The organism is Paenibacillus phocaeensis (assembly GCF_900021165.1).
Lineage (GTDB): Bacteria > Bacillota > Bacilli > Paenibacillales > Paenibacillaceae > Fontibacillus > Fontibacillus phocaensis.
Genome location: NZ_FCOQ01000002.1, coordinates 1 through 12,564 on the forward strand (window position 1 = coordinate 1; position 12,564 = coordinate 12,564).

General features: G+C 51.3%; 10 protein-coding genes, 1 pseudogene and 1 CRISPR repeat array (1 of these 12 only partly in view). Of the genes and pseudogenes, 8 read left to right on the plus strand and 3 right to left on the minus strand.

All coding sequences use genetic code 11. From position 1 onward, the window contains the following. Positions 1-48: 48 nt before the first annotated feature. A complete protein-coding gene (locus BN3795_RS00045; protein WP_232729805.1) occupies positions 49-1,071 on the plus strand; it encodes an SGNH/GDSL hydrolase family protein in 1,023 nt (340 codons plus the stop codon). A gap of 79 nt (positions 1,072-1,150) precedes the next feature. Here the strand turns inward: BN3795_RS00045 and BN3795_RS24815 are convergent. After that, positions 1,151-1,477, minus strand: a pseudogene (locus BN3795_RS24815) (glycoside hydrolase family 125 protein); the annotation flags it as partial. Positions 1,478-1,515: 38 nt separating this feature from the next. Between BN3795_RS24815 and BN3795_RS00050 the strand changes: the two are divergent. Beyond that, the gene (locus BN3795_RS00050) at positions 1,516-1,776 is read left to right on the plus strand and encodes a beta/alpha barrel domain-containing protein (protein ID WP_068782715.1); all 261 of its coding nucleotides are present in this window, start codon (positions 1,516-1,518) and stop codon (positions 1,774-1,776) included. A 101-nt stretch (positions 1,777-1,877) separates the two neighbouring features. On the opposite strand, the gene BN3795_RS00055 is transcribed toward BN3795_RS00050, so the two are convergent. Then, positions 1,878-2,762, minus strand: a complete 885-nt coding sequence (locus BN3795_RS00055) for a MerR family transcriptional regulator (RefSeq protein ID WP_068782716.1) — start codon at positions 2,760-2,762, stop codon at positions 1,878-1,880. A 205-nt stretch (positions 2,763-2,967) separates the two neighbouring features. Here BN3795_RS00055 and BN3795_RS00060 point away from each other — a divergent pair, with 205 nt between their 5' ends. The 6 genes from BN3795_RS00060 to BN3795_RS00085 all read left to right on the plus strand — a co-directional run bounded on the left by BN3795_RS00060 (position 2,968) and on the right by BN3795_RS00085 (position 10,311). After that, on the plus strand, positions 2,968-4,605 hold the full coding sequence (locus BN3795_RS00060; protein WP_068782717.1) for a glycoside hydrolase family 53 protein: 1,638 nt from the start codon (positions 2,968-2,970) through the stop codon (positions 4,603-4,605). Between the two features lie 176 nt (positions 4,606-4,781). Then, a complete protein-coding gene (locus tag BN3795_RS00065; protein ID WP_068782718.1) occupies positions 4,782-6,074 on the plus strand; it encodes a sugar ABC transporter substrate-binding protein in 1,293 nt (430 codons plus the stop codon). A 117-nt stretch (positions 6,075-6,191) separates the two neighbouring features. Continuing rightward, on the plus strand, positions 6,192-7,436 hold the full coding sequence (locus BN3795_RS00070) for a carbohydrate ABC transporter permease (RefSeq protein ID WP_068782733.1): 1,245 nt from the start codon (positions 6,192-6,194) through the stop codon (positions 7,434-7,436). Continuing rightward, a complete protein-coding gene (locus BN3795_RS00075; protein ID WP_068782719.1) occupies positions 7,437-8,279 on the plus strand; it encodes a sugar ABC transporter permease in 843 nt (280 codons plus the stop codon). A gap of 27 nt (positions 8,280-8,306) precedes the next feature. Next, a complete protein-coding gene (locus tag BN3795_RS00080; protein ID WP_068782720.1) occupies positions 8,307-9,356 on the plus strand; it encodes a glycoside hydrolase family 53 protein in 1,050 nt (349 codons plus the stop codon). Between the two features lie 91 nt (positions 9,357-9,447). Continuing rightward, positions 9,448-10,311 (plus strand): AraC family transcriptional regulator, encoded by an 864-nt coding sequence (locus BN3795_RS00085; RefSeq protein ID WP_068782721.1) that lies wholly within the window; start codon positions 9,448-9,450, stop codon positions 10,309-10,311. 59 nt (positions 10,312-10,370) lie between these two features. Here the strand turns inward: BN3795_RS00085 and BN3795_RS00090 are convergent, their stop codons facing one another. Next, positions 10,371-10,748 carry a hypothetical protein gene (locus BN3795_RS00090; RefSeq protein ID WP_198524600.1) on the minus strand — a complete coding sequence of 126 codons (378 nt, stop codon included), beginning with the start codon at positions 10,746-10,748 and terminating at the stop codon, positions 10,371-10,373. Positions 10,749-11,393: 645 nt separating this feature from the next. Beyond that, positions 11,394-12,564: a CRISPR direct-repeat array (repeat unit 32 nt; unit sequence GTCGCACTCTATGTGAGTGCGTGGATTGAAAT) (it continues 272 nt past the right edge of the window).

A 12,564-nucleotide genomic window follows, 5' to 3' on the forward strand; every position in this document is an offset into this window, starting at 1 on the left:
AAAAAATGCGATTTGATAAATCCATGTTGGACCGAAGGGGGAATTGCTTTGGAGTTTAGCTTTACCGAAAATGCCAGGCTGATGGGGAGATTTGACCTCGCCGAGAAAGAGAAACCGAAATGCGGATGGGTCAACAGCGCTGTTTTTGTTGCTTTTCGCGGGACGGCCATCTCGATGACGGCTGAAGATTCAGATGGCCAGGATTACGTAGAAATCGTAGTGGACGGCGTTGCCCGGAATTGGATCCCTCTGAAGAAAGGGGTCCATGACTACGTCATTGAACAGGGGCTGCCGGAAGGCGAACATACTTTAGAGATCCATAAGCGGACTGGGATTCTGACCGGAAGTATTGTTTTTCACGATTTTTCTCTGCCGGACGGCGGAAGCTTCCTTCCCCCACCTCCGGCCAAACCGCTTCGGTTGGAGTACTTCGGCGATTCCATTACGGATGGAGCGGGAATCGGGCATCCGCATGAGCTGGCGGAAGCTCCGCATCTGGACGACGGATATATGTCCTATGTCGGGATCAGCGCTAGAATGTTGAACGCGGAATATCATACGATGGCCATTTGCGGAATTGGCGTTTGGCAGGATGCGATAGGGAATCAGCAAGGTTTGCCGGAGCATTTTGACGGGACGCTCGGGAAAGGGACGGCGACGTGGGACTTTTCCCGTTATACTCCCGAAGGTGTCGTCATTAATTTGGGCCAAAACGATTATTCTACGCCCATTCGGGATGAAGAGTATATTGCGGCTTATATCGGATTTATCGAGGCGATCCTGGAGAAGTATAACGACCCTTATGTCTTTTGCTGCGTCGGAACGATGAATAACAACTATCTGGCCAGCGTGAATCAGGTGGTGTCTCATTTCAATCAGAACGGAAACGCGAAAGTATTTGTGGTGGACCTGGGATTGATTCATCCCGAGGTGGAAGGATGGGGGGGCCGGTATCATCCCGGCTATCAGACGCATTACCGGATGGGCCTGGAGCTGGCCTCCTTCATCAGCGCCAAGACCGGCTGGGAATTGCTTAAGCGCCCGACGATTGCTACGGAATGCGTGTTCTAAAATCAATGGATCGATGATCGAATCAAGCCCCCGTTTCTAATGAAACGAAGGCTTTAGCCGATTGATCTTGGTTACCACTCTATCTTTGACTGTCCATTGGGTGGGACTCCAGCCATTGTAGGATGAACTGTCCCACCAGGCTGTTGGCCCAGCCAAACCATTCGCGTGTAAACTGCTCCGGCTGCCCGATATGCCACACATAACCTGGCGGGGTATGCGGACTGCCTACCCCTGCAGCGTAACGTCCCTTGTAGTAGTAGGGGTTGTCTTCGCTGAGTACGAATTGTCGTGTGCGCAGGTACTTGGGATCATCATAGCTGCAATAGCCCAGATAAGGCATGGCCAGCAAGCTGGGAACATTGGCGTCATCCATCAGATTATAATTGCCGTAACCGTCGGTTCCATATCGAAGCCACCCATACGCCACTCGATTATGCATTGGTTATGACGGTGGAGCCCGGTTTTGCCGGACAGAAATTTCTGGAGCATACGGCCGACAAAATAAAGCAAATCCGCGAGCTGATCGGACCGGACAAGGATATCATGGTCGATGGCAACATCAGCATGGACAGCGCGCAGCTATGTCGGGAATATGGAGCTAACGTCTTTGTGCTCGGCACCTCCGTGGCCTACAGCAAGCAGCAAATCAATGATCAACAGGTCCGAGAATTCCGCGAGAAACTGGATGTGCCTGTGAAATCCTAACATAAGCCCGTGAATAACGGGCTAACAGAGATAGAACTTAGAAAATCGACCCTGGCGGGACTAAACTCCGAAGCTGGCTTTTACCGTATTCAAGCGGTCAATCACGTATCTTTGGATTGTGGGAACGCACGATAAAATTGCTTGTTTGCAGTTTCTAACTTTGCAAGATATTCTGCATAATTTGGACTGAGCATTTTCATATTATTGACTAACCGTTCATAATAACCGCTCTGTTTCTGAAAGTCTCGCATCTTTTGTTGCATGATTGCTATGGGAGAACTTAAATATTCGTCCGACTTCAGATAAGCAAGATATTCTTCTATATCCTGATGGTGTTGGGCTAAATAATTTTCTGTATCATTTAGCATTTCAGCCATAGCTTGATTGGTTGTGTTCTCAAGTTGGACGACATGAAGCCCTTCGTTCAACGTGAACATTTCTTCCAAGTACTCGGATAATTCCGGAGGCAAATGCAATTCCACATGATCAAGATAGTTGATGATTTCATTGTAGGCTTTGCGCTTTTCATCGGTATCGATCATTCCGTCCAAGAATCTGCCGAAATGCATAGACAAGAAGAGTCCATAGTTACCGGGAAAAGCCAAGGCAAGTCTTTCTTTTATCGTGAGCAAATGTTCATCGTGATCTTGCAAATCGTCAAACGCTCTTTCAACATCGTAACTGCGAATCAGATTATCCATACATTGCTGAATCGTTTGAAGCCGTTGCAGCCTAATTTCTGTAACATACCTGCATTTAGCCAACGCAGCGGATTTATGGTTGCTGCACAAAATATTTTTAATATCCGTAACACTTATTCCGCACTTTCTCAACACAGATATTTCTTTGAGCGTAAGGATGTCGGCTTCGCTGTAGTCCCGATAACCATTTTCAAGAATTTCAGGAGAAATCAACCCTTTGGCCTCGTAATATTCCATTGCCTTTTTCGTAAGATTACTTTTTTTGCAGGCTTCATTTATAAGCATTTGATCACCTCAAAACAAAATTAAGCTAACCCCTAAGGGGGGAGTCAAGTCTTTTTGTAAGTAATTTGAAGAATGATATATTTTCATTTTCTGTTGGATGAAAATTTTTATATGACTCTAAAAGGATTATTATATATGACCCGAAATGAAAGCGCTTTATAATTTGGGTATATCCATAATTATATAAAAAAGGAGTTGAAAGGTAATGAGGAAATGGTTGAAGGTGAGTGCGTTTGCCTTTGCTATTGCGCTGATGACGCCGGCGATGGCTCCGGTGCCGGAGGCCAAGGCTGCAGGCAGCTTTATCATGGGCGGAGATATGTCCATGCTTCATGAGGTGGAGCAGCGGGGAGGCAAGTTCTATGATCAGGGCGTAGAGCAGGATGCGCTGGAGATTCTGGGCGATCATGGCATGAACGCGGTTCGCCTGCGGCTTTGGGTCGATCCTTATGACAGTGCGGGCAATCCGTACGGCGGCGGAACGAATGATCTCGCTACGACCATCTCGCTCGCCCAACGGGCGAAGGCGCAAGGCATGGACGTGCTGCTTAACTTCCATTTCAGCGATTTCTGGGCCGATCCGGGAAAGCAAACTAAGCCGAAAGCATGGCAAGGCCTTACCTACAGTCAATTACTCACTACCGTCTACAACTACACGAATAGCGTCATCGTTCAGATGAAGGCTGCAGGAGCGATGCCGGATATGGTACAGGTCGGCAATGAGACCAGCAGCGGAATGCTGTGGAATGACGGCAAGGTTGGCGGTGGCATCGACGACTTTACCCAGCTCGGCGAGCTGATGAGCTCGGCCATTAACGGGATTCATGCCGCTCTGTCGCCGGGCGAGGACGTCGAGATTGTGTTGCATTTGGACCATGGCGGCGACAACAATTTGTATACCTGGTGGTTTGATAAGATCGAAGCCGAGAATGTGGATTACGATATTATCGGCTTGACCTATTATCCGTTCTGGCACGGGACGATGGGCGAACTGGCCTACAATTTGAATGCCATAAGCAACCGCTACAATAAAGATGTCATGATCGTCGAAACGGCGTACGGTTTTACGCTGGACGATGGCGACGGTCTGGGGAATTCTTTTTATACGGCGGAAGAAAGCATCGGCGGCTATCCGGCGTCGGTCGCGGGTCAGACGGCTTATTTGCGGGATCTGAAAGAAATAGTACAGGACGTGCCGAATGGCCACGGCCGCGGGATTTTCTGGTGGGAGCCGGCGTGGCTGCCAGTGGAAGGGGCCCATTGGGGAAGCGAGGCCGGCAAGCTGTACAACAACGATACCGGACTGCTGTCTAATCCCTGGGACAACCAGACGCTGTTCGATTTTGGCGGCAATCTGCTGTCGACAGTCTCCGTATTTACCGAGAGCGCGCCGGTTAATCTCGTATCCAATCCGAGCTTTGAAGCGGATGGTTGGACGACGACGCCTACGGCCTGGAATCGCTGGGCGGCCGACACCGCGTCTTATAATGCCATTAAGGTAGAGAACAACGGCGTTACCGGCAGCTTCAAGCTGACGCACTGGAGCGACGCCGCATATGAAGCGTCCACGTATCAGAACATTACCGGGCTTAGCAACGGCACTTATACGTTATCGGCCTGGGTGCTCAACAGCGGTGGACAAAATACGGTGCAACTGTACGCCAAAAACTATGGCGGCGCAGAGCGCAATGCGCAATTGCCGGTCAGCGAAGCGAAATGGGTAAAAGTAAAAATCGAGAACATCCCCGTGACCAACGGACAAATCGAAATCGGCGTCTATTCCGATGCCAATGCAAACAACTGGATGAATCTGGACCACGTCAAGCTGTACAAAACCAACTAACGTTAACCGCCAATCAAGCAGTCTCAGCAGGCAATTGCCTTGCCGGGGCTGCTTTTTGGGTTTGGAGAGGGAAAAATATTATACGCGCGCTAAAGTTATTTTATATATCAACGAAATTGGAAGCGTTTTATATTAAGGGTGACGGCTGATGAGCCAGTTGATGAGGGGGGATTGAGATGAGAAAAACGATGTTCATGGTTTGTGTCTGTCTGCTTGTATTCGCGCTTGCGGCGTGTGCGCCCGACCGGACGGGGCAGTTGAACGGTAATGCAGGGAATGACTCAAACGGCAATAACGGCACTGTCGTACAGGAGCAGGAGCCGGGCGGCGGGGATGGCGAACAGCCGGACAAGCTGATTGTATGGTCAAATGACGATGCCAAGCATTTGAAAGCGGTGGAACAGTTGGCAGGCGAATTTACAGCAGAAACCGGGGTGCAGGTGGAGATCATGCCGGTCAGCGGCTCCGAACAGGTGCAAAAGCTGTCCTTGGCCGCTCCCGCGGGCAACGGTCCCGATCTGTTCTACCAGCCGCAGGATCGTCTGGGCGATCTCGCCGTGCAGGGATTGGCCGATCCGGTGGAGCTGTCGGAGCAGGAGCTTGCGCAGTACAGCGCAGCGGCCCTGAACGCGGTGCAGTATGAGGGGCAAACGTATGGGTTCCCGATTTCGATCGAAACCTATGCGGTGTACTACAATAAAGCTCTTGTCGATCAGGTGCCCGCCGCGTTGGAGGATGCGGCCAAGCTGTCCGCCGCGCTGACGGATGCCGGTAAGGACCGCTATGCCTTCCTGATGGTGCCGGATTTTTACTATGCGATGCCGTTTATTTCGAACTATGGCGGTTATATTTTCGGCCAGCAGGACGGCAAGTATGACCCTTCCGATCTAGGCTTGAACAATGAGGGCGCAGTTCAAGGGATGACCGCCTATGCCGACTTCGTCAAGGGCACGGGCATTCCGGTCACGATGACCACCGATGTGATGGATACGTTGTTCCTGGAAGGTAAGGTGGGCATGGCCGTGAACGGGCTGTGGGCGATGAAGCCTTACGCCGATAAGCTGGGCGAACAGCTTGGGACGGCGCCGCTTCCGACGGTGAACGGCAAGTCCGCGCCATCCTTTGTCGGTGTGAAGTCGTGGTTTGTTTCAGCCTATTCCGAGCATCCGTCTTGGGCGAAGCGGCTTGCGCTCTACTTGACCAACGCCGCCAGCTCGAAGGTGTATTACGAGCAAACGGGGGAAATCCCGGCTTCGCCGGATGCGCAGCAGAACATCAGCGATCCGCTGTACGACGGCTTTGTGCGGCAGCTTGAGAACGGCGTCCCGATGCCGAATATTCCGGAGATGAGCGCCGTTTGGGCGATGGACGACGCGGTTGATTTTATCGTGCAAGGGGAGGACCCGAAGTCCGTCCTGGATGAAACAACGGCGCAGATTGCCGCCCAAATCAAGGCGTCCGGCCAGTGACGGCTTGCCATATCGTACCAGGAGGAATTCATCATGGAGGAACCTAACGCAGTAGGACTGCACGGTCGGACGCCTAGAGCGCCTCGGACACCCCGGGGGCATCGGCCCTGGCTGGCGATGGGGTTGTCCATCCTGTTCGCGGGTTTGGGGCAGTTGTACAATCGCAGCTATATCAAAGGCATCGTTCTGATGATCATCGAGCTTGCCTTTATTGTCACTTTCGCCGACTTTATCGGGCTGGGCCTGTGGGGGATCGCCACGCTGGGGACGATTCCGAAGTTGGACCATTCGATCTTTTTGCTGGTGTACGGGCTGTTGTCGCTGATTATGCTGGCGATGGCTGCGGTGATCTACATTTTCAACATCCGGGACGCTAAAAAACAGGCGGAGCAAATCGCCGCCGGCTGGCGACGCCCGAAGTTGCGGGAGGCGATGAAGCAGGCGTATATGGCCAGCGTTCCGTATATTTTATCGGTGCCCGGTTTTATTCTTCTGATCTTTGTCGTTGTTTTTCCGCTGCTGTTTGCGGTGTCGCTGGCGTTTACTAACTACGATCTGTATCATTCCCCGCCGCGCCATCTGGTCGATTGGGTTGGATTTGACAACTTTGTCAGCCTCGTGACGGTCCCGGTCTGGAACCAGTCGTTCGTGAAAGTCCTGTCCTGGACCCTGGTCTGGACGATTGTATCAACGACGCTGCAGATTGGCCTGGGGCTGCTGTTGGCGGTACTGGTAAATGACAAGCGTGTTCGCTTCAAACGTCTGATCCGCACGATTCTGATTTTACCGTGGGCGATTCCAAATTTCGTGACGATCCTGATTTTTTCCGCGCTGTTCAACGATCAGTTCGGGGCCATCAATCGTACGCTGCGAGATTGGTTCCATCTGGCTCCGATCCCTTGGCTGACCGATCCGATGTTCACGAAGATCGCGCTGATCGGCATTCAGGTGTGGCTGGGCTTTCCGTTCTTGTTCGCCCTGTTCACCGGCGTGTTGCAAAGCATCTCCCATGACGCCTATGAAGCGGCCGATGTGGACGGCGGGACGCGTTGGCAGAAATTCCGCTATATTACACTGCCGCACGTGCTGTTCGCCACCGCACCGCTGCTGATTATTCAATATACGGCCAACTTTAACAATTTCAATATCATCTATTTGTTCAACGGAGGGGGACCTGCGGTGCGCGGGCAGACGGCCGGCGGGACGGACATTTTGATTTCCTGGGTGTATCAGCTCACCTTTACGACGAACAACTACAATATGGCGGCGGCCATTTCCCTGATTATCGGGGTGATTGTGATTGCCTTTGCCTTCTTTCAATTCCGGCGGACCAAGTCGTTCAAAGAGGAGGGGGGTCAATAAATGGGCGGGCGTTTGAAATCCAGGCTTGAAGTCGCAGGGATCTATCTGATTATCGGGCTGATGACGGTCGTAATCTGTTATCCGCTCGCATGGGCGGTTGGTTTGTCCTTTAATTCAGGCACCAGCCTGTACACGTCCAGCATGATTCCCAAGGAGCCGACGCTGGAGCATTACCGCTGGCTGTTCACCAGCCCGGAAAGCAATTATCTGACTTGGTACAAAAATACGCTGTATGTTTCGGCGGCGGCCAGCCTGCTGTCGATCCTGTTTACCTCCATGACGGCGTACGCGCTGTCGAGATTCCAGTTTATCGGCCGAAAAAGCGGCATGTACGCATTCCTGCTGCTGCAGATGTTTCCGGTCATGATGGCGATGGTGGCGATCTATATCTTTTTGAATCTGATCGGCTTGCTGAATACTTTGATCGGACTGATCTTGATCTATGTCGGCGGGCAGATTCCTTTTAACGCGTGGCTGGTCAAGGGGTACCTGGATACGATCTCCCGCGAGCTGGACGATGCGGCGAAGATCGACGGGGCCGGACCGATTCGCTTGTTCATCCGCATTTTGCTGCCCTTGATTACGCCGATCCTGGCGATTGTGGCCTTGACCAATTTTATGCTGCCGATTTTCGATTTTATCTTGCCTTCGATCATTTTGCATGACAAAAGCAAATATACGTTGGCAGTCGGCTTGTATCATTTTGTCACCGAAAAATATGCCAACAACTTCACGGTGTTTACGGCCGGAGCGATTCTGATCGCCGTCCCGATCGCCGGGATTTACTTGTTCTTGCAAAAATATTTCATCTCGGGACTTGCAGCCGGCGGTACCAAAGGCTAACGGCCCGTTAAAGGAGTGGACAACAAAATGAGCATTGAATTTATTAAAGGCGCGGACATTTCGTTCGTGGACGAAATCGAAAGCGAGGGCGGCGCGTTTTATGAGCAGGGCCGGGAGCGCGATGTGCTGGATATCTTGAAAGACAGCGGAGTCAACTCGGCCCGCTTGCGCCTGTGGAACAACCCTACATTCGACTACTGCAATCCGCGGAAAACGATCAAGATGGCCAAGCGGATCAAGGAGAAAGGGCTGCATTTCCTGCTGGACTTCCATTATTCCGATTATTGGGCGGACCCGTCCAAGCAGCATATGCCGAAGGCTTGGGAAGGCTTGAGCTTTCCGCAACTGGCGGAGCGGGTTGAGGAATTTACGGTTTTATTTCTAAAAGAGCTGGAGGCGGAGGGCGCTTTACCGGATATGGTGCAGGTGGGCAATGAAATAACGAACGGCATGATCTGGGAAGCGGGACGCGTCGATGGCGAGCATAATACGCCGCAGCAGTGGGAGAAACTGGCCGCGCTGATCGCCGCCGGCGTTCGCGGCGTTCGGTACGTCTCCAATGAAGGCAAGCCGATCCCCGTGATGATCCATATCGACCGCGGCGGCGATCATGAGGGCAGCCGGTTCTTTTTTGACAAGCTGGCCGCATTTGGCATCGATTATGATATCATCGGTCTCTCCTATTATTCGTGGTGGCACGGCACCTTGGAGGAATTGACGGACAATCTGCACGATTTGGCCGGCCGCTACCGTAAGCCGATCGTGGTGGTGGAGGCGGCCTACCCATGGACGATGACGCCGCCGGATGAGCAGCCGCTGATCTTCAATAAAGAGGAGTGGGTGTATCCGGGCTTTCCGCCGACGGTGGAGGGGCAGAAGAGGTGGTTGGAGGAGCTGATGCGGCGCATCAGGCAGGTGCCGGACGGCCTTGGCCTGGGTCTCTATTATTGGGAACCGTGCTGGATCCCGTCCAAGTCGGCCTGGTCGGTCGGGCACGAGAACAACTGGTCGAACTTGACGCTGTTTGATTATGACGGTAACAAGCTGAGCTCTTTGGATGCGTTTTTGGATAAGTAGCCTAAAAGTGAGAATTCAAAAAGAACGGCGTTGAAAGGCCTGCAAACCATCGTTCATAATAGAGTTATCAACACTCGGGTGGTGATAGCTCTTGGATTGGGGAAATGAGAATATTCGCTACGTGTTTTCTTCGATAGAACGCTCGCTGCCGTTATTTTTGGAATCCATCGGATACAGCGCGTGGGAACGGATCTTTCAGCGTCCCGAAGGCTATCCGTATTATCATTGGCTGCACACGCTGGAGGGCGAAGGACGCTTCGAGCTGCACGGCGAATCCGTCAGGCTGACCCAGGGACAAGGCGTGCTGCTGAAGCCGTTTACGCCACATAGCTATTATCCGGCGTCGGATCGCTGGTCGACCATTTACATTACGTTTGGCGGCGCGTCTGCGGCGTCGATTATGGAATCCTTGAACATGAATGCCTCGACCTTCTACGAGGAGGGGGACGACCGGTCCTTTGGCGCGCTGTTCAACGACCTGTTTCGGCGCATCGACCAGGCGGAATCTCACTCCGAGATCGAGGTGTCCACCGATCTCTATTATTTTTTGATGCAGTTGCGCCAATTCGGCATGCTGAACAACGGCCCGTCGCTGTCGCAATATTACCGCAAGCTCCAGCCCATCGTAAACTGGATGGAGCAGCATTTGGCCGATAACATCGGCCTACCGGAAATCGTGGAGCACGCCCATATCGGCATGAACGCGCTGCACGAGTTGTTTCAGCAGGCTTTTGATATGAGCCCCTACTCGTACTTCATCCAATTGCGCCTGCGCGAGGCCAAGAAGATCATGCTGCAGCACCCCGAACGCGCCCTGCGCGAGGTCGCCGAGCAAACCGGCTTCAACGACGTTAGCCACTTCGTGGCCACCTTCCGCAAGAAGGAAGGAATTACGCCGGGGAAGTATCGGGAGTTGCATTTGACGGCGGAGGAGACGGGGATGGGGGAACATTGAAACAAACAGCCCGATGAGTTCGGGCTGTTTGCTATTTTTCAAGAAGCCAGAGGGGGAACTTATTCAAATATCAATTCCCTCTTGGCATTGTAGATTTGAACGGATGACCTTCCATTCGACGCCTCGTCGTAGTCGCCGGTAATCATATAGTTCCTTTTTGTATGATCGATGTCTAACCGATGCCACTTGGTTTGATTGAATGTGGCGTAAATCTGGTTGCCCTCTTGGAGAAGTCGATCCTCGTTAATTTGAATCATGAGATAGGGATACCCTGTTCGAATTCCAAAAATTTGGACAGGGCTGTCCGGATCCTCGTTAAGCATCAAGTCCATGCCGTAAACCAGCTTGTCGTTGATGACGCTTATATGATACGCCCCTACTTTCACTCCCCGCTTGTAATATACGTAGGCAAAAGGCTTGTCCAGGTCGTTTCTCATCGCGACATCGAGGATTTCAATGTGTTCTTTTTCACTTAGCTGTTGAATATGGAGATCGGAAATTTTGCTGTAAGAGTCCCTTTGAGCGAAGTGAATCAAGGCCAATAGTGAGAAAAGCAAAAGGAGGGCTAATCCTTGAAGGAACCCTTTCTTTTTCAGTATTGGGGTCAAATGAATCCCTCCATTCATGACGGTTGCCAAGTATGGTTAAATTATACTATTACAACCGGGGGGAGTACACTGAAGATAAACGTAACTCCCCAATCATCTCGGCAGGCATTTGGCTGGTTGAGATTTTTTTTCTACTTATTATGAAGCTGTTCTCCTTTTTTTGGTGGAGGATGATAAATTTTGCGATAAAATAGAACTAGGGTAAAAGCTGATCGAAATAGTTCGATCCCCTTCTTGATCTAAAGCGGGACTCCGGGTTGGATCATCGTTGATACATTTAGTGGAGCCGCTGATCTTCTAGCGGTGCGAACCCCAAGCGCACATCAAATCCCCGGGAGGTTCGCACCCCGCGTTATTAATGGGTTTGTGAAGATTTTGGTTGAAATCAAAGAAAAAAATCGCGCTCACAAAATAGGTTCGCACTTCTCGGGAGATAAGGCCTTGTGGCTCAAGGCTTCACATGGCCCGCTGTCGGTCGCACTCTATGTGAGTGCGTGGATTGAAATAAAGTTGCCTCTCCGCGAATCCCCTTTTGGGTCCGGTCGCACTCTATGTGAGTGCGTGGATTGAAATGCCTTGTTGCGCCAGCAGGAGTTCCGTTACTGGCTGTCGCACTCTATGTGAGTGCGTGGATTGAAATAAAAGAAAGGGGACGGACAGCAACAAAAGTAGGTGGCGTCGCACTCTATGTGAGTGCGTGGATTGAAATCTCTTGCTCGGGCTCGATTTGGTCAGTAACCTCGACGTCGCACTCTATGTGAGTGCGTGGATTGAAATTCTCCTAAATCTGATGAATGAACACTCTGTTAAAGTCGCACTCTATGTGAGTGCGTGGATTGAAATGTTAAATTGTCTATTTTCTAGTGTTGGGATACCAAGTCGCACTCTATGTGAGTGCGTGGATTGAAATAATTGTCCATCGGGGACGGTCTGCCAAGCAACAAAGTCGCACTCTATGTGAGTGCGTGGATTGAAATTCTTTGCCCCGGTACTCACGATCAATGAATAGACGGTCGCACTCTATGTGAGTGCGTGGATTGAAATGACTTTGCAATCAATGTATGGTGAGGGGTGAGGGGTCGCACTCTATGTGAGTGCGTGGATTGAAATATTATGTGTGAGGTGGGTGAAATTGAAATACCGTAGTCGCACTCTATGTGAGTGCGTGGATTGAAATTTACTTGCAAGGCGCTGCTACAAGGCAGTTAAACAAGTCGCACTCTATGTGAGTGCGTGGATTGAAATTTGGGTTTACTGTGCAAAGCGTCTTACAAGGCATCGTCGCACTCTATGTGAGTGCGTGGATTGAAATAAATGTTTTAGGTTTAGAGTGTTCCCGACCGAACAGTCGCACTCTATGTGAGTGCGTGGATTGAAATGATTTTATGATAAGCTGCTAGAACGAGTTGCAGCAGGTGTCGCACTCTATGTGAGTGCGTGGATTGAAATGGATTAACTCGTTAACCTTTTCATATCCCCCTGACGTCGCACTCTATGTGAGTGCGTGGATTGAAATGCACGACCGCCGGCAGCATCGTCGAAGTTGACGGTCGCACTCTATGTGAGTGCGTGGATTGAAATCGATGCGCTTGCGGATGTGAATCGTAAAGTTATCGTCGCACTCTATGTGAGTGCGTGGATTGAA

Coding starts and splice junctions, on each gene's coding strand:
- BN3795_RS00050 (WP_068782715.1), top strand. CDS start 1,516: ATGACGGTGGAGCCCGGTTTTGCCGGACAGAAATTTCTGGAGCATACG.
- BN3795_RS00055 (WP_068782716.1), bottom strand. CDS start 2,762: ATGCTTATAAATGAAGCCTGCAAAAAAAGTAATCTTACGAAAAAGGCA.
- BN3795_RS00060 (WP_068782717.1), top strand. CDS start 2,968: ATGAGGAAATGGTTGAAGGTGAGTGCGTTTGCCTTTGCTATTGCGCTG.
- BN3795_RS00065 (WP_068782718.1), top strand. CDS start 4,782: ATGAGAAAAACGATGTTCATGGTTTGTGTCTGTCTGCTTGTATTCGCG.
- BN3795_RS00070 (WP_068782733.1), top strand. CDS start 6,192: ATGGGGTTGTCCATCCTGTTCGCGGGTTTGGGGCAGTTGTACAATCGC.
- BN3795_RS00075 (WP_068782719.1), top strand. CDS start 7,437: ATGGGCGGGCGTTTGAAATCCAGGCTTGAAGTCGCAGGGATCTATCTG.
- BN3795_RS00080 (WP_068782720.1), top strand. CDS start 8,307: ATGAGCATTGAATTTATTAAAGGCGCGGACATTTCGTTCGTGGACGAA.
- BN3795_RS00090 (WP_198524600.1), bottom strand. CDS start 10,748: ATGAGAAACGACCTGGACAAGCCTTTTGCCTACGTATATTACAAGCGG.